This is a genomic window from Halobellus captivus (genome assembly GCF_007655485.1).
GTDB lineage: Archaea > Halobacteriota > Halobacteria > Halobacteriales > Haloferacaceae > Haloquadratum > Haloquadratum captivum.
On record NZ_VJXQ01000002.1, the window covers coordinates 391769 to 416998 of the forward strand.

At 65.0% G+C, this 25230-nt stretch carries 26 protein-coding genes, 1 tRNA gene and 1 pseudogene; 10 read left to right on the top strand and 18 right to left on the bottom strand.

What is annotated here, in order from left to right; all coding sequences use genetic code 11:
• Nucleotides 1-29 precede the first annotated feature (29 nt).
• From FJT57_RS07335 to FJT57_RS07355, 5 genes are all read right to left on the bottom strand, one after another.
• A complete protein-coding gene (locus FJT57_RS07335; protein ID WP_144903620.1) occupies nucleotides 30-1541 on the bottom strand; it encodes an HPP family protein in 1512 nt (503 codons plus the stop codon).
• A 1-nt stretch (nucleotide 1542) separates the two neighbouring features.
• Complete coding sequence (locus tag FJT57_RS07340; RefSeq protein WP_144903623.1) at nucleotides 1543-2271, bottom strand: nucleoside phosphorylase; 729 nt, start codon at nucleotides 2269-2271, stop codon at nucleotides 1543-1545.
• A 117-nt stretch (nucleotides 2272-2388) separates the two neighbouring features.
• Nucleotides 2389-2967 carry a hypothetical protein gene (locus tag FJT57_RS07345; protein WP_338035696.1) on the bottom strand — a complete coding sequence of 193 codons (579 nt, stop codon included), beginning with the start codon at nucleotides 2965-2967 and terminating at the stop codon, nucleotides 2389-2391.
• A 78-nt stretch (nucleotides 2968-3045) separates the two neighbouring features.
• Entirely contained in the window at nucleotides 3046-3909 is an 864-nt protein-coding gene (locus FJT57_RS07350) for a carbohydrate kinase family protein (protein WP_144903625.1), read from the bottom strand.
• 89 nt (nucleotides 3910-3998) lie between these two features.
• Complete coding sequence (locus tag FJT57_RS07355) at nucleotides 3999-4820, bottom strand: DUF63 family protein (RefSeq protein WP_144903629.1); 822 nt, start codon at nucleotides 4818-4820, stop codon at nucleotides 3999-4001.
• Nucleotides 4821-5118: 298 nt separating this feature from the next.
• On the opposite strand from FJT57_RS07355, the gene deoC reads away from it, so the two are divergent.
• Entirely contained in the window at nucleotides 5119-5760 is a 642-nt protein-coding gene (gene deoC, locus FJT57_RS07360; RefSeq protein ID WP_144903631.1) for a deoxyribose-phosphate aldolase, read from the top strand.
• Between the two features lie 93 nt (nucleotides 5761-5853).
• On the opposite strand, the gene FJT57_RS07365 is transcribed toward deoC, so the two are convergent.
• Nucleotides 5854-6027 (bottom strand): DUF5786 family protein, encoded by a 174-nt coding sequence (locus FJT57_RS07365; RefSeq protein WP_144903634.1) that lies wholly within the window; start codon nucleotides 6025-6027, stop codon nucleotides 5854-5856.
• A gap of 139 nt (nucleotides 6028-6166) precedes the next feature.
• Between FJT57_RS07365 and FJT57_RS07370 the strand changes: the two genes are divergently transcribed.
• From FJT57_RS07370 to FJT57_RS07390, 5 genes are all read left to right on the top strand, one after another.
• A complete protein-coding gene (locus FJT57_RS07370) occupies nucleotides 6167-7327 on the top strand; it encodes a PAS domain-containing response regulator (protein WP_144903637.1) in 1161 nt (386 codons plus the stop codon).
• Nucleotides 7328-7362: 35 nt separating this feature from the next.
• On the top strand, nucleotides 7363-9231 hold the full coding sequence (locus tag FJT57_RS07375; RefSeq protein ID WP_162524309.1) for a sensor histidine kinase: 1869 nt from the start codon (nucleotides 7363-7365) through the stop codon (nucleotides 9229-9231).
• A 255-nt stretch (nucleotides 9232-9486) separates the two neighbouring features.
• Nucleotides 9487-10827: an FAD-dependent oxidoreductase gene (locus FJT57_RS07380; protein ID WP_144903642.1), complete on the top strand. Its 1341-nt coding sequence runs from the start codon at nucleotides 9487-9489 to the stop codon at nucleotides 10825-10827.
• A gap of 251 nt (nucleotides 10828-11078) precedes the next feature.
• Nucleotides 11079-11273, top strand: a complete 195-nt coding sequence (locus FJT57_RS07385; RefSeq protein WP_144903644.1) for a cold-shock protein — start codon at nucleotides 11079-11081, stop codon at nucleotides 11271-11273.
• A 244-nt stretch (nucleotides 11274-11517) separates the two neighbouring features.
• Nucleotides 11518-12273: a hypothetical protein gene (locus FJT57_RS07390; protein ID WP_238993938.1), complete on the top strand. Its 756-nt coding sequence runs from the start codon at nucleotides 11518-11520 to the stop codon at nucleotides 12271-12273.
• A 23-nt stretch (nucleotides 12274-12296) separates the two neighbouring features.
• Here FJT57_RS07390 and FJT57_RS07395 read toward each other — a convergent pair whose 3' ends face one another.
• Entirely contained in the window at nucleotides 12297-13937 is a 1641-nt protein-coding gene (locus FJT57_RS07395) for a spermidine synthase (protein WP_144903647.1), read from the bottom strand.
• Between the two features lie 115 nt (nucleotides 13938-14052).
• Between FJT57_RS07395 and FJT57_RS07400 the strand changes: the two genes are divergently transcribed.
• Nucleotides 14053-14589, top strand: coding sequence for a hypothetical protein (locus FJT57_RS07400; RefSeq protein WP_144903650.1), 537 nt, complete (start codon nucleotides 14053-14055; stop codon nucleotides 14587-14589).
• Between the two features lie 74 nt (nucleotides 14590-14663).
• Here the strand turns inward: FJT57_RS07400 and FJT57_RS17425 are convergent, their stop codons facing one another.
• The 3 genes and pseudogenes from FJT57_RS17425 to FJT57_RS07410 form a co-directional block, all read right to left on the bottom strand.
• The gene (locus FJT57_RS17425; protein ID WP_449405206.1) at nucleotides 14664-15212 is read right to left on the bottom strand and encodes a hypothetical protein; all 549 of its coding nucleotides are present in this window, start codon (nucleotides 15210-15212) and stop codon (nucleotides 14664-14666) included.
• Nucleotides 15201-15572 (bottom strand): annotated as a pseudogene (locus FJT57_RS07405) (ArsR/SmtB family transcription factor); the annotation flags it as partial. The gene FJT57_RS17425 and the pseudogene FJT57_RS07405, both read right to left, overlap by 12 nt.
• A gap of 380 nt (nucleotides 15573-15952) precedes the next feature.
• Nucleotides 15953-16648, bottom strand: a complete 696-nt coding sequence (locus tag FJT57_RS07410; protein WP_144903653.1) for a DUF1405 domain-containing protein — start codon at nucleotides 16646-16648, stop codon at nucleotides 15953-15955.
• Between the two features lie 120 nt (nucleotides 16649-16768).
• On the opposite strand from FJT57_RS07410, the gene gpmI reads away from it, so the two are divergent.
• From gpmI to FJT57_RS07425, 3 genes are all read left to right on the top strand, one after another.
• The gene (gene gpmI, locus FJT57_RS07415; RefSeq protein ID WP_144903656.1) at nucleotides 16769-18283 is read left to right on the top strand and encodes a 2,3-bisphosphoglycerate-independent phosphoglycerate mutase; all 1515 of its coding nucleotides are present in this window, start codon (nucleotides 16769-16771) and stop codon (nucleotides 18281-18283) included.
• A 64-nt stretch (nucleotides 18284-18347) separates the two neighbouring features.
• A tRNA-OTHER gene (locus FJT57_RS07420) sits at nucleotides 18348-18441 on the top strand.
• A gap of 213 nt (nucleotides 18442-18654) precedes the next feature.
• Nucleotides 18655-18882, top strand: coding sequence for a TrmB family transcriptional regulator (locus FJT57_RS07425; protein ID WP_238993939.1), 228 nt, complete (start codon nucleotides 18655-18657; stop codon nucleotides 18880-18882).
• Nucleotides 18883-18923: 41 nt separating this feature from the next.
• Here FJT57_RS07425 and FJT57_RS07430 read toward each other — a convergent pair whose 3' ends face one another.
• The 8 genes from FJT57_RS07430 to FJT57_RS07460 form a co-directional block, all read right to left on the bottom strand.
• A complete protein-coding gene (locus FJT57_RS07430) occupies nucleotides 18924-19448 on the bottom strand; it encodes a DUF4188 domain-containing protein (RefSeq protein ID WP_203229122.1) in 525 nt (174 codons plus the stop codon).
• A gap of 141 nt (nucleotides 19449-19589) precedes the next feature.
• Nucleotides 19590-19739, bottom strand: a complete 150-nt coding sequence (locus FJT57_RS16630) for a DUF7557 family protein (protein ID WP_203229123.1) — start codon at nucleotides 19737-19739, stop codon at nucleotides 19590-19592.
• A gap of 133 nt (nucleotides 19740-19872) precedes the next feature.
• A complete protein-coding gene (gene fba / locus FJT57_RS07435; protein WP_144903661.1) occupies nucleotides 19873-20865 on the bottom strand; it encodes a class II fructose-bisphosphate aldolase in 993 nt (330 codons plus the stop codon).
• Nucleotides 20866-21010: 145 nt separating this feature from the next.
• Complete coding sequence (locus FJT57_RS07440) at nucleotides 21011-21472, bottom strand: PTS fructose transporter subunit IIB (protein WP_144903664.1); 462 nt, start codon at nucleotides 21470-21472, stop codon at nucleotides 21011-21013.
• The gene (ptsP, locus tag FJT57_RS07445; RefSeq protein WP_144903666.1) at nucleotides 21469-23169 is read right to left on the bottom strand and encodes a phosphoenolpyruvate--protein phosphotransferase; all 1701 of its coding nucleotides are present in this window, start codon (nucleotides 23167-23169) and stop codon (nucleotides 21469-21471) included. The genes FJT57_RS07440 and ptsP overlap by 4 nt, the downstream gene beginning before the upstream one ends.
• Nucleotides 23170-23173: 4 nt before the next feature.
• Nucleotides 23174-23443, bottom strand: a complete 270-nt coding sequence (gene ptsH1, locus FJT57_RS07450; RefSeq protein ID WP_144903669.1) for a phosphocarrier protein HPr — start codon at nucleotides 23441-23443, stop codon at nucleotides 23174-23176.
• Nucleotides 23443-23907, bottom strand: a complete 465-nt coding sequence (locus tag FJT57_RS07455; protein WP_144903672.1) for a PTS sugar transporter subunit IIA — start codon at nucleotides 23905-23907, stop codon at nucleotides 23443-23445. Before FJT57_RS07455 ends, ptsH1 begins: the two co-directional genes overlap by 1 nt.
• 138 nt (nucleotides 23908-24045) lie before the next feature.
• A complete protein-coding gene (locus FJT57_RS07460; RefSeq protein ID WP_144903675.1) occupies nucleotides 24046-25194 on the bottom strand; it encodes a PTS fructose transporter subunit IIC in 1149 nt (382 codons plus the stop codon).
• Nucleotides 25195-25230: the final 36 nt, after the last annotated feature.

Here is a 25230-nt window from a genome sequence, read left to right on the forward strand (position 1 = left end):
GCACTGGCTCCGGAATCGACCCGATCAGTTCAGGGCCGACCGCGATCGAAGACGGCCACGTCACAGTCGAGGTCCCGTAGCTGCTGGAACGTCGGCGGTGAAACGAACCGGGAGGCGGGCGAGCGCTCGCCGCTCGATCCGAGAACGAGCACGTCGTAGTTGTTCGCGTTCTCGGCGATGAAATCTCCGACGGGACTGCGCGCGACGCGCGTCTCGATGTTCCCCTCGACGGTTTCGACGTGTCGATCCAACCGCATCTCCGCCGTACGACGTTCGATCTCGCTGCCGATACACGTCGTGACGCTCACGGTCCCGCGACCGTGCGTGAGCCGGGTTGCGAAGTCGATCATCGCGTGGGCGGTGTCGCCGGGCCGCGCCACGAGCACTAGTACGCGCGTCCAGCGGCGGCGCTCCGACCGGGTACGAAAGGCGACGGCGTCGACGTCGCTGTTGAAGATCCCGCGGACGTACGGCGAGAGCGCGCCGCGCTCTTCCTCGTACGGCGTCACGATCAGATCGCAGTTCGCGTTTCGCGCGGCCTGGATCGTGGCGGAAACCGGATTCCCGGCGACGACGACGACCTCGCAGGGGACCCCGATTCTCGTGCGGATCGTTCCGGCGACGCCTTCGAGTTGTTCGACGCGTTCGGCCGTGGCCGGATCGAGGGCGTCGTCGCCAGCGGCCGAATCGAGGACGTCGTCGCTAGCGGCCGAATCGAGGGCATCGTCGCCGGGGGTCGAACCGGTGTTGTACGCTGACAAATCAGAGACGGAATTCGTCGTATCGCCGTCGGTGTCCGGCGCGGAGACCACATCACAGAGGACTACTTTCCCTGCCTCGTGTGCGGCCGCGAGACGCGCCCCGAAGAACGCGGTCTGCTCGCTCGTCTCGCCTCGCATCGGGACGAGCACGTGGTCGTCGCCGCGGACCGTCTCGTAGAGGTATTCCGCGCGCTTTTCGTAGAACTGCTCGCGCCAGACGGCGAACACGCTGGCGACGAGAGACGCGGCGATGACGATGCTCACTACGTATGCCGCCGGGTCGACGTCCCCGGTCACGAGCGCTAAGAGCGCCGTCGCGAACGCCGACGGCGCTTCGATGTCCGCCGCCCACGTGACCAGTCCGGTGAGGAAGACGGCGAGCGCCGCGCTCTCGGGTAAGACGGTTCCGGCATCGATCCCACCGTACAGCCACGCGGTCGACGTGTACGCGACGAGCCCACACAACGCGCCAGCGCTGAGGCTCGCGACGAACCGAACCGGGTTCGAGTACCTCCCTTCAGGGTCCGAAAAAAGCGTGTACGTCCCCGACGCCAGCGGCGGGAAGAGCAGGAACGAGAGCGTCTGGACGTGGTTCGAGAGGTAGGTGACGAAGCCGATGACGACCGGGACGATAAGGACGATCGAGAGGTGAAGCAGGTTGCTCGTGTTCTGAATCCACCGACGGAATTCACGGAGCTCCCGCCGTTCGATCCGTTGGACGCGACTCCGCGCGGCGGCGAGTCGTTCGATCGCCGCATCGAGGAGCCGCCGATCAGTCATCTCACGCCAGATCGACGACCGCGTCGAGCGTGAGCGCGATCGCGCGCTCGACGTTGTTCTTGGCCTTCTCCGGTAATTCCTCGTCGGAGTCGGCTCCCTTTTGCGTCCCCTCGACGAGGTTGCCGTCGACCGTACAGATCGCACCGGCGGCGAGGCCCTTCCGCCGCGCGAGCGAGAAGACGGCCGCGGCTTCCATCTCGATCGCCAGCAAGTTCGCCGCCTCCCACTCCTCGACGTACGCGTCGCTCTCGTTGTAGAAGGCGTCGTCGGAGACGATGGGGCCGACGTGGACGTCCTCGCCGTTCGCCTCCGCGGAATCGACGAGCGCGGAGAGCACATCGTAGTCGGGAACTGCCGGAATCACGCTGTCCTCGTAGCGCTTGGAGGTGCCCTCCTCCTTCGCCGCGCCGGTCGCGACGATCATATCACCGATCTCGATGCCGCGCTGGAGCGCGCCCGTCGTCCCGACGCGGATCACGGTCTCGACGCCGACGCGCGAGAGCTCCTCGACAGCGATCGCGGCGGACGGACAGCCGATCCCGGTCGAGCAGATGGTGAGGGGGACGCCCTCGTAGGTCGCGTTCACGACCTTGTACTCGCGGTTCTGTGCGACGGATTCGACGTCGACACACTGGGCGGCGATGCGGTCGACGCGTCCCGGGTCACCGGGAATGAGCGCGATGTCGTTCACGTCGCCCGGTTCGATGAGGAGATGCGGCTGTTTCGCCATACCGGACACTCACGCGAAGCGGTGAAAAACGACGCGGTCAGTGTCGGCGTCGCGATCGACTGTCGAAAGGCCTCACCCTCGATGGGCTCAGTATGTCGCTGCCGACGGGTCTGACGCTCACACGATGCTCGCGAACGCCGGAACCGTGACGCCGAGAACGACGCCGAAGACGACCGCCGAGCGCAACCACTGTCCGCGGACGGCCGTCGCGCGCTCTTCGTAGATCCCGCGGCCCGCACGCGGGAGAACCACGTGCGCGAAGAACGCGTAGACGAACGCCGCGATGGTAACCGTCGAGATCAGGTGACCGACAGTGATGACGGCACCGATCGATCCAGTTCTTGGGATGAGCGTCGCAACGATCAGGTAGACCAGCGCGTACAGCGCCCCGGCGAGCGCGCCCGTCGCGTGATGAACGACGAGCGCCTCGCCGAACGAGACCTCCGCCGGTGGAGTCCCGCGGAGGAGTCCGGCAGCGACGTACGCGGGGGTGAACCCGTCCTCCTGACTCGCCATCGGGAGGTCCATCACGATCGCCCCGAGGAGCCCACAGCCCACGCAGACGAGAGCGAACCGGACCAACTCGTCGCCCGGAATGCCGAACAGCACTCCGAGGGTGAGGAGGTCCGCACGCGGGACTGACCGTGCCGTCTCGGCGAGTGCGGTGACGAGCGGAGAGAGGGCTCCAGAGAACACGCTATCGGCGTGTCTCCTCGGGGCAACAAAAACGCACCTGGTTCAGTGGCAGATACATCAGGAGATCGATATTTGGGCTCATTCCCCGAGAAACGCGTGGATTCGCTCCCACGTGAGCGACGTTCGAGCACCGGGCGCTTTCGATGCGAGCGCGCCGCAGGCGTTCGCGACCTCCAGCGCGCGGTGATCGTCCGCGCCCTCGACGCGTGCGGCGATGAACCCGGCCGCGAACGCGTCGCCCGCGCCCGTCGTGTCGACGACGTCGATCGGATAGCCCGGGTGGGCCGTCCGCGCCTCGCCCGCGCGGACCTCCGCGCCGTCGGGACCGTGTTTGAGGACGAGCGTCTGCTCGCGGAGGTCGAACGCGTCGAGCGCCAGCCCGGCTTCCCGGTCGTTCAAAAAGAGGTAATCGACCGACTCCAGCGCCGTGCCGTACGCCCGTTCGCCGATTCGGCGGCCGGGATCGAAACTCACGGGAACGTCGCACTCGCGCGCCCGCTCGGCGAGCCGCGTCGCCGTCTCGGGGCGCTGGCTCGTCATGTGGAGGTGGTCCGCCGCCGCGAGCGTCGACGCGGGGAGGTCGTCGGCCTCGAACGCCTCGTTGGCCCCGGGACAGCCGAGCACCATCACTTCTCCCGACGGCTCGACGACGATGTACTTCGTGGTGGTCTCCGTTCCCGAGACAGTCACCACGTCGTCGGCGTCGACGCCGTCGTCGACGAGTTCCCGCCGGGCCGTTCGGCCGTGCTCGTCGTCGCCGACGCTTCCCAAGAGGGAGGCGTCGACGTCGAGGTCCGTAAGTCCGGTGGCGACGTTCGCGGCGCTGCCGCCCCCGCCGCAGCGGCGCTCCGTAACTCTCACTTCGCCGTCCGGATCCGGCAGCGCGTCCACGCGGAGAGTCACGTCCCAGTTGAGGTGGCCAGCGCAGACGACGCGAGACATACTTCGGATCGACGCGGGCACGTCACTAAAGCGCTCGGTCGAGAGACGGGACAGCGGCGGACTTCAGGCGAATGTGCTCTCCGTGAATCTCAGGCGGGCGCGCTGATCGTGAATAAGAGCACGTTGTGCGTCGCCGGACCGAGTCCGACGGCCGCGACGAAGCCGAGCAGCAACCGCGACTCCGTCGGATCCGTCTCGATGAGGTCGGCGAAGAGCCAGACCACGAGCGCGGCGACCGCGATCTTGACGAGCACGAACAGCCATCCGGCTCCGAGCGCCGCCTCGGTCGGCAGTCCGGCCGCGAATTCGATAATGAGACGCGACAGCGGCGTGCGCTCGCCGAATCCCAGCAGATCGATCCCGACCGCGGTCGTGACGCCGTCGAGGACGTGCGCGAAGACCGCGAACACGCCGAGTGCGCCGGTCGAGCGGACGTCCGGAACGATCCGGACGAGCAGAAACCAGACCACCCCCGTGACGACGGCGGCGGCGACGACGCCCGCGACGGGAAGCGTCGGTCCCAGCGTTCCCGACGCCGCGCCGACCGCGAGGACGCTCGCGACGGCCGCGACGGCGAGTATCCCGCCGATGAGCGCGAGCGCGCGAGCGACGCGGCCCGCCGTGAGGAGCGCGTCGGCCGCCGTCCACGTCGCCACGGCGAGGATCGCGACGGAGACGTACACCGCCGGAGTGCCCGCGAGCGGTCGAACGAACGGGGGGAGCGCGTCGACGATGTAGAGGACGTGCAGCGCCGATCCGAGCACCATCCACGGCGCGAACGCGAGTACTCGGGCGGTCGTGACCGCGGGCGACCGCCGATACGTCTCGCGGGCGACGAGGGCCGCCACCGCGAGCAGCACCGCAAGGTAGGGTAGTGGGGGGAGCGCGAATCCCTCGGGAAGAATCGCCATACTCGCGCATCCGGAGCCGCGGGCAAAACGCTACCGAACCGCCATTCCACCTTTTTCCGCCTCGGGTTCGCTACGCGAACCACTCGGCGCAAAAACCCGGAGGGAAAAATGCCGCGAGCGATGCCGGAGGCCGAGCTCGCGGATCGATACCCTCGAAAGCCGCCTCCGCCCCGTGTGCCCGCAACACCCACCCCCATCGAATTCGATGCCTTCGGAAAGACTCACCAGCTCCTTCTGCTCGTGACCGGGTCTCGTCAGATCCCGTCGCTTTTTCTCAGTCGCCCCCGAGAGCACGCGTATGGACAGATCAGCGTTCGCCGCGCGCATCGATCACACGGTGCTGGGACCGACGACGACACCCGAGGCGGTCGAGACCGTCCTCGACGAGGCCGAGACACACGGAATGAACGCGTGCATCCCGCCGTGCTACGTCGCCGAGGCCGCGGCGTACGCGCCCGACGTCACGATCGCGACCGTCGTCGGATTCCCCCACGGACAGCACTCGACCGCCGCGAAGCACGGCGAGGCGGTCGACGCGTGGCAGCACGGGGCCGACGAACTGGATATGGTGCTCAACGTCGGCCGATTGAAAGCTGGCGAGGACGAGCGCGTTGAGGCCGACATCGCGGAGGTCGTCGCCGCGGTGCCGATCCCGGTAAAGGTCATCATCGAGACGGCGCTGCTCGATACGGACGAGAAACACCGCGCCTGCGGGGCGGCCGCCGACGCCGGGGCCGACTTCGTGAAGACGTCGACCGGGTTCGCCGACGGCGGCGCGACCGTCGAAGACGTCGAACTGATGGCCGAGTACCTCCCCGTGAAAGCCAGCGGCGGCATCGGCTCCTACGAGGAGGCGACGGCGATGATGGATGCCGGTGCCGAACGGATCGGCGCGTCTTCGGGCGTCGCTATCGTCGAGGGATTCCCCGCGGACGAGTGAGGGCTCTCGTCGCGGGAGTGAGCGTCGTCATCGCGGGAGTGAGGGTACTCACCGCGAACCTTTCGCTCGCGAGTCGCCGCCGCAGAGCGGGTGTTATTCCTCTTCGCGCATCTCGCCGAGCCGATCGACGAGCGAGTCAGTGTCGACGTCGGACTGGACGCTGACGTCGCCGTCGTGATCGTGTTCGTGGACGTTGACCGTTTCCCCGTCGTCCTCGTCGGTCGTCTGTTCTTGCTGCTCGGATTCGTCGTAACTACCGAAGCCCATAGTGGGAGGTTCACTCCGCCACGGAAGAATCACACGAACCGATTTACGAGAGACAGGTGCTCTCACACGGCACTGCGTACCGTTCATTCCGTCGACGCCAGTAGCCTTTTGACACGATAGTGAGAACGGTGAATTCGTGATGACTGTGAAGGAGGGGGTTAGTCTGGAGCATCTCCATATCGCCGACCACGGCGACGAGATTACGGTCCTTCACGTCGACGACGACCCGGATTTCGCCGAACTCGCCGCTACGTTTCTACAACGCGAATCCAGTTCGTTTCGGGTGCTCACCGCGACGGCCGTCGAAGGCGGATGGAGCGTCCTCCGAGACCGCGAGGTCGACTGCGTCGTGAGCGATTACGATATGCCGGGGAAAAACGGCCTGGACTTCCTCGCGACCGTCCGCGAAGAGTATCCCGAACTGCCGTTCGTCCTCTTCACCGGGAAGGGGTCCGAGGAGATCGCGAGCGAGGCGATCTCGGCGGGCGTGACGGAGTACCTTCAGAAGGAGACCGGGACCGACCAGTACACCGTGCTCGCGAATCGGATCGAGCAGGCGGTGAAACGGCGACGCGCCGAGCGGGAGGTGTACCGTGGGTTTCAGGCGATGGAATCGGCCCAAGAGGGGATCGGGATCATCGACGAAGAGGGGCTCTACCAGTACGTGAACCGATCGTACGCGGGTATCTACGACAGTGAACCGCTGGAACTCATCGGGGAACACTGGGAGACGCTCTACTCCGAAGCGGAGGTTGAGCGGTTCTACGACGAAATCCTTCCGGAACTACAGCAACAGGGCTCTTGGCGGGGTGAGTCGGTCGGGATCACGAAGCACGGCGAAGAAGTTCCCGAGTCGCTCGCGCTCACGCATATGGACGGCGGCGGTCACGTCTGTGTCGTCCGTGATATCTCCGATCGGAAGGCCCGAAACAGAGACCTGCGTCGCGAGCAACAGTTCCTGCACACGGCCCTCGACGCGCTCAGGAACGTGTTTTACGTCTTCGATACCGATCTGCGCTTCCTCCGGTGGAACGATCGGGTCGAAACGGTGACAGGATATACGCACGAAGAGCTGGAGTCGATGTCCCCGTTGGACCTGGTCCAGGACGATAGCGAGCGCGTCGAAGCGGCCATCGCGGATGCCATCTCGGGGAGCTCACAAGTGACGGTCGAAGCCGGTCTCCACTGTAAGGACGGCGAAGTCATTCCGTACGAGTTCACCGGCTCACCGGTCGAGGAGGACGGCGACGTGCTCGGGATCTGTGGCGTCGGACGCGAGATCCAGCGAGTGAACGAGTGAAACCACAGTTGTCGACTGGTATGGACAGTGACTCGATGAAGCGAATTCTCGGCGGTGGCGGGATCTCCGTTCTTGGTACGTTAGCCACGGTGCTCACGTTGTACGACGTGTATCAGGACTTCGTGTTACAAGGTTCCCCGCTGTTGCTCACGGTGCTAGAGAGCGCGCTGCCGCTGCTGCTCAACCTCGCACTCATCGCCGCGGGACTCGTCATCGTCACAGACGAGTCGCTACGGGTGGGGTTCATCACTCATACGACGAAATGGACGCTTCTGGGGGCGTTGTCGTTGCTCACTATCGTCGGCTGGGTGTACTACTTCCAGGTCATTCAAGACGATATCGAGCCCCTCGTCCTGTTCACTCACGTCGTCTCGATGGGAGCGGTCGCCGGATTCGCCGTCGGGGTCTACGACGGACAGCGGCGCGAACGCGCCGAACAGCTGACGGCCGAGCACGACAAGATCCTCGCGTTGTTCGAGAACAGTACCGACTGCATCGCGGAGGTGGGGTTCGTCGAGGGGCGGCCGATCGTCCGCGAGGTCAATCCGTCGTTCGTCGACGTGTTCGGGTTTGACCGAAGCGAGATCATCGACCGATCGCTGGACGAGACGATCATCCCCGAACCGGAAACAGAGCGGGCCGCCGCGCTCACCGAGCGCGCTGGCCGGAGCGAGCAGTTCGAGGTCCAGGACGTCGTTCGGCAGACGGCCGACGGCGAGTATCGCGTCGTTCGACTGCAGGTCGTCCCGCTTTCGTCGATGTCGTCGAACGCGGACGCCTACGCGGTCTACACCGACGTCACCAGCGAGCACAGATACGAGCAGCGGATCACCGCGCTGCACGAATCGACTCGCGAGTTGGTGACGATCGGATCGATCGAAGGGGTCGCCTCGGCGACGGTCGCGGCCGTCGAAGAGATTCTCGACCTCAGCTTCATCAGCGTCCACCTCTACGACGACGACGCCGGGAAACTGCGTCCGGCGGCGTACTCCTCGGACATTGCGGGACTCATCGGAGAACCGCCGTCGTTCGCGCCGGGCGAGGCGATAGCGTGGGACGTCTTCGAGACCGGAACGGCGCGCTACGTCGAAGACGTGCACGCTGATCCGGAAGCGTATAACGGCAGTTCACCGGTGCGTAGCGAACTCATTCTTCCGCTACAGGGATATGGCGTACTGCTGATCGGAGCTCAGACGCCGTCCGCGTTCGACGAGACCGATTTCTCCCTGGCGAAGATTCTCGCGGCGAACGTCGAAACCGCGATGGAGAGAGCCGAACGCGAGGCGCGGCTCGAACAGCAGAACGACCAGTTAGAAACGTTCACGAGCGTCGTCTCACACGACCTCAAGAATCCGCTCGGCGTCGCCACGGGCTATCTCGGACTCGCCCGCGAGGGGGACGAAGAGGCGTTCGATCGGGTCGAAAACGCCCTCGAACGGATGGACGGGTTGATCGAGAACCTCCTGACGCTCGCTCGGCAGGGGGAATCGATCGACGAGGTTCGACCGGTGGCCCTCAGAACGGTCGCCGAACGCGCGTGGAACAACACGACGACGGCGAACGCGACGCTTCAGATCCAGACCGATGCGGTGCTGGAAGCCGACGCCGATCGGCTCCAACAGCTGTTCGAGAACCTCTTTACGAACGCCGTCGAACACGGCGGCGACGACGTCACCGTCCGCGTTTCGTCGACGGATTCGGGATTCGTCGTCGAGGACGACGGACCGGGGATTCCCGAATCGGAACGCGAAGCCGTGCTCGCACACGGATACACGACGCACCAGGACGGGACCGGGTTCGGTCTGGCCATCGTCAACGAGGTGGCGAACGGACACGGCTGGTCGGTGCGCGTCGACGCGAGCGAGTCCGGGGGGGCGGGGTTCGTCTTCGAGACGTCAACGTGACGCGAGAGATGCGCCGCAGTCGGTACACACCGACAAGTCGTTTCAGTCCTCAATCCGAGTTGTATCAGTCGTTTGACTCAAGTTGTGTCAGTCGTTTTGATCCGAGTTGTGTCAGTCCTCAATCCGAGTCGATCCCGCGGTGAGCCTAGATCCGTCGAAACCGACTTCGTCGATCGTCTAACCGTCGATCGGAAAAATATGGAGTTATCCCTGTGGAGTGCACTCGGGGAGATAGACACTCCCAAGGAATCGATTATGTCTGGAAAATACGATCTCGTTATCGTCGGCGGCGGCATCAGCGGTGCATCGCTTCTGTACACGACCGCGAAGTTCACCGACATCGACTCGATCGCGCTGATCGAGAAGGAGTCGGAGATCGCCGCGATCAACTCTCACCACACGAACAACTCCCAAACGCTTCACTTCGGGGACATCGAGACGAACTACACCTTAGCGAAGGCCGAAGGCGTCAAGACGGGTGCCGAACTGCTCGCGGGCTATCTGGAGAATCACGACCCCGACCGCGAGATGCACGCAAAGCGGAGCAAGATGGTCCTCGGCGTCGGCGAGGAGGAGGTCGAGAAACTCGAAAATCGGTACCACGAGGAGGGCTTCGGTGATCTCTTTCCGAAACTCCGCCCGATCGGTCGCGAGGAGATCGCAGAGATCGAACCGAAGGTCGTCGAAGGCCGCGATCCCGACGTGGATATGCTCGCCCTCCAGACGCCGGACGGGTACGTCGTGGACTACGGCGAGACCGCGAAGTCGATGGTCGATACCGCCCGCCAGGAGGCAAGTGTCGACGTGTACACCGACACGAAGGTCGAAGACGTCACGGAGAACACCGAGGGATACACGCTCACGATGGGTCGGGGTCCCTTCGACTGCGACGTCGCGGTCGTCGCCGCCGGATCCCACAGCCTTCAGATCGCGAAGGAACTCGGATACGGCGAGGATACGGTGCTGCTCCCGGTCGCGGGGAGCTTCTTCCTCGCGGACGACCTGCTGAACGGGAAGGTGTACACGCTGCAGATGAAGAAGCTGCCGTTCGCGGCGGTCCACGGCGACGCCGACGTCCACGACGACAGCATCACCCGCTTCGGCCCGACGGCGAAGCTCGTACCGATGCTGGAGCGCGGCCGGTTCTCGACCGTCGAGGACTTCCTCGACGTCTTCGGACTGAACCCTGCGTCGTTCCTCAGCTACGCCAACATCCTGGCCGACCGGATCCTGCTTCCGTACGTCCTCACGAACCTCCTGTACGACGTCCCCGAAGTCGGCCCGCGGTCGTTCCTCCCGGAGGTGCAAAAGGTCGTCCCGAGCGTCGAACTCGACGACATCGAGCGCGCGAAGGGCTACGGCGGCGTCCGCCCGCAGATCGTCGATACGAGCCGAAAGTCGCTCGATATGGGCGAGGCGAAGATCGTCGGCGACGACATCATCTTCAACATCACGCCCTCGCCGGGCGCGTCGACGAGCCTGAAGAACGCGATGCGTGATACGAAGACGATTCTGGAGTTCTTCGAAGACGAGTTCGAGTTCGACGAGGACGCCTTCCGCGCGGATACGATCGACAACTTCCCCCGCGGCGAGTAGCGACGCAGACATCGTCACCGAAACTGCGTATTCGGTCGAAGTCGAACTACTGATCCGGCCGGGACCGAACTGCTGGTTCGGCCGCGGTGGCCGCAGAATTCCTCGGGCTGTGTTCGCTGAGTGCGCGGAATCGACTGTTCACTTGGTTACGTTACCTGTTCTGTAGGAATCGGACATTCGTAACTCACGTCCGAGGATTTAAAAACGAATACCGAAGTCTTATCCGTATCACGGGCATCCGTTTAGCTGCAATGGCAAACGGTACGGTTGATTTCTTCAACGACACGGGCGGTTACGGTTTCATCGAGACAGAGGACGCAGACGACGACGTGTTCTTCCACATGGAAGACGTCGGCGGCGAGGACCTCACCGAGGGAACGGAGATCGAATTCGAAATTGAACAGGCCCCCAAGGGCCCCCGCGCGACGAACGTCGTCCGCCTCTAAGCCGGTTCTACCCGTCGTCGCACGCTGCTGACGACGTACAACCGCACTTTTCCGACGAATCACACGCGTAGCGGCCGCGACGGACTCACTCGTGAGCGACTGACGAACACTCGAAAGTCGCATCCATCAGGACAGAGCCACCGCTGTCGGGACCGATAGCTGGATTCAGCGGAGTCGATGCCATCCGCCGGGCGATTTTGTGACAATCGGTAATCTATTACCGTCCCCGGGAGGTGATCCTCGCGTGAGCCTCTCTATCACAGCAACGGTTCGAGGGATGGCCGAGCGGGCGAATCCGGCGTTCGGCGCGGGAGTGGTGCTCGTTCCCGTTGGCCTGTTCGTCGCCGCAGTCCTGTTCGGCACGGTCCAGCAACTGACGTACGTCCACGTGATGGCGGGCGTCCTCTGGACCGGCATCGACCTGTTTATGGCGTTGGTTCTGGGGCCCGTTCTCGGCGGCCTCGACGTCGAGGAGCGCGCGTCGGTCTTCCAACGATTCACGCCGAAAATGACGTTTCTGATGCCGACCCTCGCGTTTACTACAATCTTCGCCGGGATGGTGCTCGCCGGACGGATGGGCCTGCTCCCCGGCCTCGCGGCGTGGGGTGGCCTGTTCACGGTCGTCGCGATGGGTCCGGCGCTCCTCGCGGTGGGCTACCAGTTCGACTCCTTCACCGACTGGCGGTGGCTCGCGCTGTTCGCCCTCATCGTGGGCGGCGGGGCCGCCTCGCTCCTCGCGAACCTCGGCACCTTCGCGCTGCCCGGCGGGGCGATCCTCCTCGCGCTCGCCATCGTCAGCGTCCTCACGATCATCGGGTTCGGGGTGTTGCTTCCGGGAGAGGCGCGAATGTATCTGGAGATGACCTCGGAGAATCCCGACACCGAACTCATCGGCGCAATCGGGATGCGCAACGCGAAACTGAGCGGCGTCGAAGGCGTCTTACAACTCAGCATCGTCGCGGTGATGGTGTACATCCGGTGGGGCGGCTTCGGGTTCTGAGACGCGTTCTGGAACGAGTCTGACTATGTCGCAGCCGCCGTGAGTCCCGCCTCACGGATCGAAGCCCTTTCGGCCGCAGTCGAGGCGGGTCCCTCTGCCGTCGCCGTTCCGTTCGAGTCGTTCGCGCGAACGCGCACGTAGCGCTGCCCGACGGCGCTGTCGAGGAGACTATCCACCGGCGCGCGGTCGTCTCTGAGAACGGGAACGTCGTCGGTTGGTTCGTCCGTACGGTACGACCCGAGGTCTCCGGCAAGGTCGATTCCGACGTCGCGGCGGTCGTTTCGTGCCCGCAACTCCTCGGTCGTCAGTACCTCGCCGTTTTTGGTGGCGACGAGTTCGATGTTCTGCACGACGGGACCGCCCGCGGTCGGGAAGCTATACACGCGGGGAAACACCTCGTGCATCGTCTTGTACTCCGCGCGGTAGAACTCGGAGGCGGGTCCCGTCGGCGCGGAGATGAGATTCGCGACCAGGACGCCGTCGTCGTCGAGGCGCTCCGAGGCGAGCCGCATAAACTCGACCGTCGTCAGCTGAAAGGGGACCGTGTCCTTCCGGTAGGCGTCGAGGACGATCACGTCGTAGGTGTGGTTCGTATCTTCGAGGTACTGTCGGCCGCCGCTGACGTGGACGTTCATCCGCGGCGAGTCAGGAATACCAAAGTACTCGTCGGCGGCGTCGACGACCGCGGGGTCGAGTTCGACGACGTCGACGGTGACGTTCGGATACCGCTCGTGGAAGATCCGCGGGCCGCTGAACCCGCCGCCGCCGACGAACAGGACGCGGTCGACGTCATCGACTTCGCCCTCGGTGAACAGCAGCGACGCGTGGAAGTACCGGGTGTACTCGAAGACGTGCCGCGTCGAGTCGTCGAGGTCCATCGCGCTGTGGGGTTGTCCGTCCAGGTACAGCGTCCGGGTGTCGCCGCGGTCGACGACGCGGAGCTCCTGGTAGGCGGTCTGTTCGGCGTGGACGACGTTGCCACCGATACCCGGGCCGACGCCGCCGGTCACGCCCGCGACGACGAGCGCGAGTACGACGACGCCGATACGGAGACCCTCCACCCCACGGAGGTCGGGCGCGACGATCGCGACGGCCGCGACGACCGCCGAGAGTCCGAGCACGAGGCCGATCTGCGGCACCGACAGCGTGGGAACGAGCACGTACGTCGTCGCGAACGCCCCGACGATGCTGCCGACGGTGCCGAGCGCGTACACGTGCCCCGCGGTCGCGCCGACGTCGCCGCCAGCGAGCTCCGCGGCGTAGGGACTCACGTATCCGAGCAGGTACGTGGGCGGGCCGAACAGCAGCGTGATCGCCGGGAGCGACGCGAACTGACTGGGGAGCGGCAACAATCCGGTCGATTGGACGACGAGGTCCCCGAACAGCACGACACCGGCGACGTACATCGCGGTCGCCAGAAAGACGCCGACGAGTCGCGCGTGGGAGGCATCCGACGCGGCGCGCTTTCCCCCGCGGTGGTAGCCGAGGCTCAAGGCGGCGAGGAAGACGCCGATGATCCCGCCCCACGTGTAGATGCTGTTGCCGAACTCCGGCGCGAGGATTCGTCCGGCGAGGATCTCCAGCCCCATACTCGTGACGCCCGAGACGAACACGGCCGTCTCGGGACGTGTCGGCCACCGGTCCGGAAGAAACCGCAAGTCCATTCTGTGGATCGACGGGCCGGGTGAACTTCAACGCCGCGGCCGTCGGCGACACCACTCACCGATGGACCGCGGATCGCAGCATAAGAGTCACGACCCGCGAGCACGTTGTGTCCGTATGCAACGCACGGACGAGCGTCGAGACCAGCAACGCTCCGACGCCATCTCGCGAGACGGTGAGCGCGACGCCGACTCGCTCCTGTCGTCGAACCCGCGCGACGATCACGTGTCGAACGGCGAGGGACGCCTTCGACGCGCGCTTCCCTCCGTGCCGTCACTCTTGCGTCCGTCGTTTTCGGTTCGGTCCTTCCTCGTCGTTCTCGCGCTCTTGGTCGTGGGTGTCGTCGCGGGTGGTGCGATTCCGCTCATCGGAGCCGTCGGCCAATTTCTCGGGCTGTTTGTCGCCGCCTTCGCGATCGGGGTCGTCGGATCACGCGCGCGATACCTCGAAGTCGGACTGGCGGGAGCGATCGCTGCCGGTGCCGCCTTCGTCCTCGGCACGCTGACGAGCGTCTTCGCGCCGGTCGCGGTGGGAATCCTCGCCGACTACGGCGTCGCGATCGCGGGGGTCGGAACCGGGACGGGACTGCTCGCGTCGCTCCTCGGTCACTACTTCGGTCGCGACCTCCGAGACGGACTCACCCGCGAGGTGTGACGCGCCGTTTCGGAGACGAATGCCGCACTAATCGAGAGTGTCGCGGTGGTCCCGTTCCGCACACGTAGCGTGGCTCAGCAAACGATCCGCCAGCCCGTGTCGTCGTACTCGACGATATCTCGCTCTTCGAGGCGTGAGAGTGCGGTCTCGACGCGTTCGAGACCCGCGTTGAGATCGCTGGCGACCTCACGGGCGCTCTTCGGTCCCCGGACCAGCGTGGAGAGGAGTTCAGCGCAGAATCGGCTATCGGCCTCCGATCCCAGGCGCTCTGAGAGGTCGTCGAGGACGTCGGTCACTCGGCCGTGAACCCACCGCTGCGCGAGCGAAAGTTCGCTCTCGACGTCTTCGAGGTAGGCGTACTGCTGGGCGAGTTCGCTCACGTCCGCCGCCTCACCGCTGCCGTTGGTCGCGGTCGGGATGCCGCCGTTCTGCCGTCCGGAATCGCCGACGCCGGGGTCGTCTCCCCCAGAGGGGTCCGTCCCGTGCGGGTCCGCATCGCGCACTCCGTCGCTGGCTTCGGCGGCCGTCGTGCCGTGTTCCTCCTGGTGCTCGTCTTTCGCCCCGTCTCGGATACCGTCTGCGACTCCGTCTCGAACACCGTCAGTCGCCCCCTCTCGATCCACCGGTCCGCGCTCCTCGGCCGTCGAATCGGGGATCTGCAGCGAGATGTGTTGACAGCGGCCGCGCATATCGAGGCTCCGGCTGGCCGGGTAGGCGCTCTTCGCGCCGAAGCGGTACGGCGAGACGCTCACCTCCAATCTGAGGTTCCGCGCGATGTGGAAGTACTTCCGGCGTTGATCGTCCGTCCGGCTCTCGACGAGCCCCGCCTCTTCGAGCCGCCGGAGGTGGTCGATAACGGCCTTCGGACTGACCCCGAGGTACTCGCTGATCTCGGTCACGTAACACGGTTTGTGCGAGAGAAGCCGGAGAATGCGCCGCCGGTTCTCGTTACCGAGGAGATCCAGCAGTACCGCAGCGTCCATAACCGGAGGTAAATCACCGAGACCTAAGACGCTGACGCTTACTGACTGCGTTCTGTGAATCAGACAGGAACGATCCGTTCGGAACCGGTGACGACTCCGGAAGTCCCCGCATACTCGACAACTACGGATCGCGAACGCAGCGCCGAAACGTGTTAAATGGCGAACAGTCGGCACGGGTAGCGACTCCGTGGTAGCCGCTCAGCTTCGACCCCTACGTCGCTGTGCCGAGCAACCGCGAACGACGCGGGGCAGACGTTACGTCACGGGAGCGCTGGCCGCTCCATCGGATATAAACCCACGCTGTTTTCACGCCCACGCCGATTTCGCGTATCCGCCCACGCCGACTTCGCGCATCCGCCACGTCGATTTCGCGCATCCGCTCACGCCGATTCGTGGCGGTCGAAGGCCCAAGCGGCGTAGCCGACGACGACGAACGAGAGAATGACAGTGATCCCCGCCAGAAGCGCCCCCGCGTCGTACCGGAGCGGCGGGTACAGTCCGAGCCCGTAATCGAACGCGTCGTTGAGGAGGAGCAAGCAGAGCGCCGCCACCAACGCTTCCCGGGTGGTTTTCCCGTAGTAGGGAATCACCGCCGCGTGCACGAGGAAGAAGAGGTGCGTGATGAGTATCCCCCAGTACTCCCACAGGAGCGCGGGCGTGAACCCGAAGTAGAGATCCGGCCGAAGGTTGAGTGCGATAGCCGTCCAGAGACCGTATTTCACGAGCCAAACGAACGCGAGCGTGTGAAGCAGCGCGAGCAACCGGTTCGACGGGGCCGCAGTGACATCGCGACCGAGATGTGGGATGAGCGTCGCCACCGACAGCGTCGCGAGCGCCAGCGCGGTCGGCGAGTCGCCGAACAGCGGGTACGCGAGCGAGCTGAGGTCTCCGAGCGACGGGTCGCTGTGGACGTAGAAACTGACACCGAGGAGGAAGGCCGCGCCGTCGACGACGAGCAGCCAGCCGAGACTCGCACCGTTGCCGAGGTAGTATTGGACCCAGCGTTCTGGAAGGGGGCGTCTGAGCCGCGTACGAAGGGAATTTCGGTCGCTCGGATCGGTGGACGACTCGGGCATCGTGCGTGAGCACGGCGGCGGCGCGAAAGAAGGTGTCGCGTCCGCACGGCGAAGGCGTGTCCCGCTGTGGACGCCCGACGAAGCGAAGCCTATTCCCGGTGACCTACCGTCAGGTCGGGTATGCAGGCAGCGCTCGTCATCCTCGACGGCTGGGGGCTGGGGAACCACGACCGACGCGACGCGGTGAAGGCGGCGTCGACGCCGAACTTCGATCGCATCGCTGCATCCGGCGCGTACGGCACGCTCGACGTCTCCGGCCGCCGCGTTGGCCTCCCGGACGGACAGATGGGAAACAGCGAGGTCGGCCACCTCAACATCGGCGCGGGCCGGGTCGTCAAGCAGGCGTACACCCGCATCGAGGACGCCATCGCCGCGGGGAGTTTTGCGACCAACGAGGCCATCGCCTCCGCGTTCGATCACGCCGAAGAGACGGGCGGCCGCGTGCACTGTATGGGGCTGCTGAGCGACGGCGGGGTCCACTCCGAGCAGGGCCACCTCCACTCGTTGATCGAGATCGCCGCCGAGCGCGACATCGACGCCGTCACGCACGCGTTCACCGACGGACGAGATACCGACCCCTACGGCGGCGAGAGCTACCTCGAAACACTCGAAGACGTCGTCGCCGAGCACGGCACCGGCCGCGTCGCCACCGTTTCCGGGCGCTACTACGCGATGGATCGCGATCGAAACTGGGAGCGAACGAAGCGCGCCTACGACGCCATCGTTCACCGCGAGGCCGACCACGAGGCGGCGTCGGCGGTCGAAGCCGTCCGCGACTCCTACGAGCGCGGCGACACCGACGAGTTCGTCGAGCCGACGGTAGTCGCTGGCGGTCCCCCGCTCGAAGAGGGCGACGCAGTTCTCTTCTTCAACTTCCGTCCGGACCGCGCGCGCCAGCTCGTCCGACTGCTCGCGGATATCGATCCCGAGTGGCCCTTCGAGACCGACCCGCCAGCGGTTCGGGTCGTCACGATGACCGAGTACGACGAGACGTTCGACCTTCCGGTGGCCTTTCCGCCCGAGGAGCCGACGGACACCCTGGGCGAAACGCTCGCCGCCGCGGGGAGGACGCAGCTTCGCATCGCCGAATCCGAGAAGTACGCTCACGTGACGTACTTCTTGAACGGCGGCCGCGAGGTCGCCTTCGACGGTGAGATCCGACGGATCGTCGAGAGCCCCGACGTGGCCACCTACGACCTCCGGCCGGCGATGAGCGCCGCGGGCGTGACCGACGCGGCGGTCGAAGCGATCGACTCCGACGACCCGGACGTGCTGGTCCTCAACTACGCGAACCCCGATATGGTCGGCCACACCGGGGACTTCGAGGCCGCCGTCGCGGCCGTCGAGGCGGTCGACGAACAGCTCGGGCGACTCGTCGACGCGGTCCGAGGAGCCGGTGGCCACGTCCTCGTCACGGCCGACCACGGCAACGCCGACGATATGGGTACCGCCGAGGAACCCCACACCGCCCACACGACGAACCCCGTTCCGTTCGTCTACCTCACGCCCGACGGCGACGACGGCGGGCGAGTCGTCCGAGCGGGCGGATCGCTCTGCGACATTGCGCCGACGATCCTCGAACTGATTGGCGTGACGAAGCCGACAGCAATGACCGGCGAGTCGCTCTTGGCGTGAGGGCGTCCCGACGCCGCGTTGGTCGCCGCTACGCATTTATCACTGCGAACCGTTATCTCGTGACGGAAGGGTGGCTCAGTGGTAGAGCGTTCCGGCAGCGACCGTCACCCGGTCGCGCCGGATTACGGCTTCGCGTGGTTCGACTCCCGCCCCTTCCACTGATCGAGAGACAGTGTAACACTATCGTCACCAGTCGAAAATATCGACGCGTTTCGACGTCGAAATCGACGTGAACATTCGTCCACTTTTCGAGAAACGTCGAATAGCCGGTTTCTATCGCCGGAATTTATTCTGAACACTTTCGACAATCGACGTGGGCGGGTTTTATTATCGTCGAAGATAAGGACCTGATAACAACGATGCAAGGTACGATGCACTCACGACCGACGGCGGGTATCGAGACGCCGTCGATTCCGTCGGAACTCGAATCGCCGCGTGCGAAGCTCGTCTATCTGTTCCTTTCGACACACGGAGAGGCGAGTCTCTCGGAACTCGAAACCGGACTCGATATGAAGAAAATCTCTCTGTACAGCATCCTCTCGACGCTCTGTGAACGCGACCTGATCGACCAGGACTGCGAGCGCTACCGGCTCTGTTAGATTCTCGTCCGGGCCGATACTGATTTCCGGAGGTCAGTCTTTCATCTACCGCTTCGAGACGCTTCGCTCGCGGCGTCGGCAGGCGGCGGCGTCTCCGTCTCGGTGAGTCCGAGCTGACGGTGGTGATCCTCCATCGGCACGAGCGAGCCGTGCTCGCCGAGTCCGGTGGGCGGCATATTGCGGTAGAAGGTCTCGAAACTGCCGTCTTTGACGACGTAGAGTTCGGCCCAGAAGCCAAGTTCGCCGCAGTTTCCGACCTCCTCGTTGTACCACTGCCACGCCGGAACGTGGGTTCCGTCCGGATCCCCCGCGAAGCGCTTGATATCTTCGAGCGATCGCCAGTATTGGATCGCCGCGCCGCTTCGCAGACTCATATACGCCGGGAGATACCCGAGAAACCCGCTGTCGGGATCCGCCGCTAATTGCTTGAACATCTCCCCGGCTTTGAGTCCCGCACGGAGATACTTCGGCAGGGCTCGAAGCTTGTTGAGGCGCATTCCGTTGATGTAAATCACGTACTCACCATCGATCTCGGCGGTCATCCGTTCGGTGATAATTGGTTTCATTTGACACGGCTTCTACGCCGCCGCCGAGTATCTACCTAGCGGTGGACACACGGAAAACCGAACTCGATCGATATCGTCAAAAACACCCGCAGTCCCTCCCCTGCAGTTCCCCAGTGCGGCAGTGCGGCAGACCGGCGACGCCTACACCTCGTCGCCGCCGTGGAAGAGAGTCAACTCTTCGGCCTCGTAGATGTTGATGAGTTCGGTGACGAGTTCGTCGTAGTCTTCGTCCTCCTGTCGAAGCGCGTCTAATCGCGCTACGGTCTCCTCGTCGAGGTGTATTTGTGGCATACCAGAAAGAACGGCGTGTGGAGACTTAAACGCCCGGGAGCGGGTATCCGATCAGGTCGTCCGGGTATTTCCGTCTCGATCGTACGCGTGTTTTCATAACGCGGCAGCGACGCGCGTTGCCGACGCGTTTCGACTACGCGTAGCGACTCTGTCCCGCGCTGCCGGAGACTTCGGTGAGATCGGCGTGAACGTCGGCGATGCGGTCGCGAATCTTCCGTCCGGCGACGCGCGGATCGAAGACGTCCTTGTTCGGCGACCAGTCGGTGTCGTTGAAGAACGTGTCGCGGTCGCCGTCGACGTCCGCGGGCGGGACGACGTTCGTCGGGTCCTCGCGGTAGAGGTCGTAGGCGGTGCGCGTGTACTCGTACTGGTACCGGGTGTCCTTGTTTACCTTGCAGATGCCGTGTTGGAGCATCCGCTGGAGTTGATCGGGCTGAACGCCGGAGGAGCCGTGCAGCACCAGCGGCGTGTCGAGCCCGTGGTCGCGAAGCGCCTGGCGGATGTCGCCCGCAAGGTCCGGGCGAAGCTCCAGATCCTTCCCCTTCGCGACGCCGTGCTGGGTCCCGACCGAGATCGCGAGCAGGTCACAGCCCGTCCGGTCGACGAACTCGACGGCCTGTTCGGGATCGGTGTAGAACGCCTCCTCGGATTCGATCTCGTCCTCGACGCCCTTGATCTGGCCGAGTTCGGCCTCGATGAGGACGTCTGCGCCCTTCGCCTCTTTCATCTCGACGACTTCCTGGCTCGTCGCGACGTTCTCCTCGAACGGCTCGTGGGAGGCGTCGATCATTATCGAGGAGGGAATCCCCAACTCCAGTTGCGTCTCGATGAGATCGAGATCCGTCTGGTGATCCATATTGAGGAAGACGCCGATGTCGTACTGGTCGGCGATGGTGTCGATGTACGTCCCCATCGCCCGCAGCCCGTCGACGGCATCCCCGTTGCCCGCGAACGAGCAGGCACCGCCGCTGAGCTGTAAGAGGAGATCCGATCCCGTTCGGGAGGCCCCCTCCATCAGCCCCATCATCACGTTCGGTTCGGCGATGTTCGACGCCACGAGTCCGAATCCCTTCTCGAGCGCGTCGTCGTAGACGTTGCCGAGTTCACTTCCGCCGTAGAATGGCACTGTGTGTCACCTCACGTGCGATTTCTTCCGCCGCCGTGATAAGGTATGCGGAGTGTGCTTGAATATGCACGAAATTGCACGTTCCGATGCTCGACCGCTCACGAACCGCGTCGCACTGCGGCGGATATGTGAGTAAACCGAGACGTTAGGAGAACAGTCGCTTGAGCCGCGCGAACAATCCCTTCTCTCGATCGCCACCGCGTCGGCCTGTATCCGATCCCGCCGTGCTGCTCGCGCCGTCGTCCGTCGGTTCGGCGTCGCCGTCGGAGCCCCCGCCGACCTCGACCGTGCCTGTCTCGCCCTGTTCGACGAGTTCGGCCGCGCGGTCGAAGAGGCTCTCTGGGTCGTTGACGCCGTCCTTCACGGTTCCCTTCACCACTGGCTTCCCCTCGAATCGGTCGCGGCTGACCGCGGTGTCGGAAGCGATGATGACCGCTTCCGCGTCGGCGATTTCGGAGGCCGTGAGTTCGTTCTGCGCGCCCATCGCGCCCTGTACCTCGACTTTGATCTCGTGGCCGAGGCGCTCGGCCGTCTGTTCGAGGTTCTCCGCGGCCATCTGGCTGTGTGCGATTCCCGTCGGACAAGATGTGACTGCGACAAGGTTCATCGTGTGGTCTCCGTTAACACGCCGAGGACTTCAGCTTTCGTACTGGCCGCGAGCGCCCGCTCGGCGAGGGCGCGCGCGTCCGCGACTGTCGTCTCGGTCACGGCGTGCTTCACCTGCGGCACCGTGACCGCGCTCATACTCAGTTCGTCGAGCCCGAGCCCGACGAGCAGTTCCGTCAGATCCGGATCTCCGGCCATCTCTCCGCACATCCCGACCCAGACGTCGGTTCCCTCGGTCGCCTCGACTGTCGCGCGGATCGCCCGGAGCACCGCGGGCTGGTGGTAGTCGCCCAAATCCGCAACGCGGCTGTTGCCGCGCTCCGCCGCCATCACGTACTGGGCGAGGTCGTTCGTGCCGATGCTGAAGAAGTCGACATCGTCGACGAGATCCGGTGCCAAAAACGCCGCGGCGGGCGTCTCGATCATCACGCCGAACTCCGGGATCGCGTACGACTCGCCGTCGTCTTCCAGATCCGCCGCGACCGACTTCAACGCCTCTTGCGCCTCGCGTACCTCCTCGACGGTGGAGACGAGCGGCAGCATCACCGAGAGTTGTCCGCCGTTCTCGCTCCCGGCCGCGCGTAGCAGCGCCCGAAGCTGCGTCTCGAAGAGGTCCGCGTCGGGCCCGAGCGAGCGGCGGATGCCCCGTTCGCCGAGGAAGGGGTTCTCCTCCTCGGGGAGATCCAGATACTCGATCGGCTTGTCGCCGCCGATATCGAGCGTGCGGACGACGACGCGTCCGCCGGGGAACGCCTCTAAGGCCTCCAGGTAGGCCTCGTACTGCTCGTCCTCGTCTGGCGGCGACTGCCTGTCGAGAAAGAGGAACTCCGTCCGGAACAACCCGATGCCGTCCGCCCCGCGCTCGGCGGCGGGAGCGAGATCGGCGCGCGTTCCGACGTTCGCGGCGATCTCGATCGGCGTGCCGTCGGCGGTCTCGACTGACTCCGCCGTGATCTCGACGTCCTCGCCGCCAGCGGCCGCATCGCGCGTTTCCGCGTCGGGATCGACGGTCACCGTTCCCTCGGTGCCGTCGACGACGACTTCGGAGCCGTCCTCGATATCGTGAAGACCCTCACCGACGCCGACGACGGCCGGGAGGGCGAGCGAGCGCGCGAAGATCGCCGCGTGCGACGTTCGACCGCCGGTCACCGTGACGAACCCGGCGACGCGCTCGGGATCGAGCTGTGCGGTGTCGCTCGGCGTCAGCCGCTCTGCGAGAACGACGCTCCCGTCGGGGAGGTCGGCGAGGTCGACCCGATCACTGCCGATAAGGACGCGTACCAGCCGGTCTCTGACGTCTCTGAGGTCGTCCGCGCGCTCGGCCATCCGGCCCTCCATCCCCTCGAACTGCTCGACGAACCGGTCGAAGGTCCGGGTGACTGCGTGCTCGGCGGGGAGGCCATCCCCGATCTCGCTCTCGACACCGTCGGATATCTGGGGATCGTCGAGAAACTGCACGTGCGCGTCGAACACCTCCGCCTCGGCCTCGCCGACGCGCTCGGCCGTCCGCTCGCGCTCGGCGCGGATCTCCGCGCGGGCGCCGTCGCGGGCGCTCTCGAACCGCTCGCGCTCCGCGTCGGCATCGACGGTCTCGGGCTCGGGCGGCGCGTCGAGTTCCGCGTCGGGCGCGTACCAGACGGCGGTACCGACGCCCGAGAGGGGCGTGACACCGACGCCGGAGAGTCGTCGCTCCGTCATCGCCTCAGAGTTCGTCCTCGGGCGTCGACAGGATGCGTTCGAGTTCGTCGAGCGCGGCCTCGGCGTCGTCGCCCTCGGCGGTCAGTCGGACTTCCTCGCCCGCGGCCGCGCCCAGTCCAGTGACAGCCAGCATACTCGCCGCGTTCACCAGGTCACCGTCGACGTGGCCGACTTTCACTTCCGAGTCGAACTCGTTGGCCGCCTCGACGAACTTCGACGCCGGGCGCGCGTGGAGCCCGTCCTCCGGAACGATGGTGACGACGCGCTCTGGCATCAGTTCACAGCCTCCCTGACGGTCTCTTGGATGGTCTCCGCGTCCTCGGCTTCCAGCAGCGTCTCGCGTACGTCTTCGTGCATCAGTGCGCGTGAAAGGGCGCTCAAGATCTGTAAGTGTTCCTCGCCACCCTCCGCCGGGACGAGAATCATGAACAGCAGCCGCGCGGGCTTGTCGTCCATCGCGTCGAAGTCGATCCCCTCAGTGGAGCGCGCGAACGCGACCGACGGCTCGTCGACGGCGCTGGTTTTCGCGTGCGGAATCCCGATTCCCATTCCGACGCCGGTCGTCGCTTCCTTCTCGCGCTCTCTGAGCGATTCCAGCGCGGCCGCGCGGTCCGTCACGCGGCCGTTGTCCGCGATGAGATCGAGAAGGAACTCGATCGCGGCCTCTTTCTCCGTCGGCGGCTCCGACAGGGAGATGTGCGCGAGCGGAAGCAGCCGGTCGATGTCATCTTCGAGCATAACCGATCGGATATGTGCACGCTACTGGTAAGGAATTTTCTCTTCGATTTGGCGATTTACTACAAAGAGGAAGAACGGATTGCCGCGAAATGCGGAGTGTCTCTCCACGCCGACAGGTCAGTCGGCGATCGAATCGAATCAGTCGCCAGCGCTGGCTGCGGCGGCGGAGTCGCTCTCGCTCGCGCCGACGCCCTCCTCGTAGTCGGGCTTGAGAATCGTCGCAAGCGCGGCCGTCACGAGCGATCCGATGACGATCGCGGCAAGGAACAGCAGCGGGCTGTTCGCCAGCGGAACGACGAAGATGCCGCCGTGCGGCGCGGGCATCGAGATGCCGAACGACATCGACATCGCCGCGCCGACGGCGCTACCGACCATTATCGACGGAATGACGCGGATCGGATCAGCCGAGGCGTACGGGATCGCACCCTCCGTGATGAACGAGAAGCCGAGGACGATCCCGGATTTGGCGTTCTCGTACATCTCTTCGGCGTACTTGTGCGGGGCGATGAAGTTCGAGATCGCCAGTCCGATCGGCGGGATCATCCCGGCGATCATCACCGCCGCCATCGGTTCGTTGATCCCCTCGGTGATCAGTCCGGCCGCGAACACGTACGCGACCTTGTTGACCGGGCCACCCATGTCGAACGCCATCATCGCGCCGAGGAGCGCACCGACCAGAAGCGCCTGGCTCCCCTGCAGCCCTTCGAGATACGCGGTGAGTCCGGCGTTAGCGATCGCGACCGGCACGCCGAGAACGAACAGGACGATCGGCGAGACGATCGCCATCGTCAGCACCGGCACGATGAGTACGGGCATCATCGGTTGGATGAAGTCCGGAACGCTCCAGTTCTTGATCCACTTGGCGACGTAGCCGACGAGCAGACCGGTGACGAGCGCTCCGAGGTAGCCCGCACCGGCTTCGCCGCCCTGCAGGCCGATCACTTCACCGGCGGCGACCAGCACTTCGCCCTGCTGAATCAGGTACGAGGCGAGGAAACCGGGGGCAAGCCCGGGTCGGTCCGCGATCGCGTACGCGACGTACGCGCCGAGGATCGGGACCATAATCGTGAGCCCCAGCCCACCGATCTGCCCGAGGAAGTACGCGAGCGTCCCCGCCTGGGACGTATCAGGTGCGCCGTTCGGACCCGTCGGCGCCACGGCGAATCCGAGGGCGAGGAAGATCCCGCCGATCGTGACGAACGGAATCATGTACGATACGCCAGTCATGAGGTCCTCCTTGACTTTCGTCAGATGGGACCGCATCTTGCTCTCAGCTTTGCTTGACATAAGTCTCCCTCACGGATATTGCTGAAGGTCCTCAAA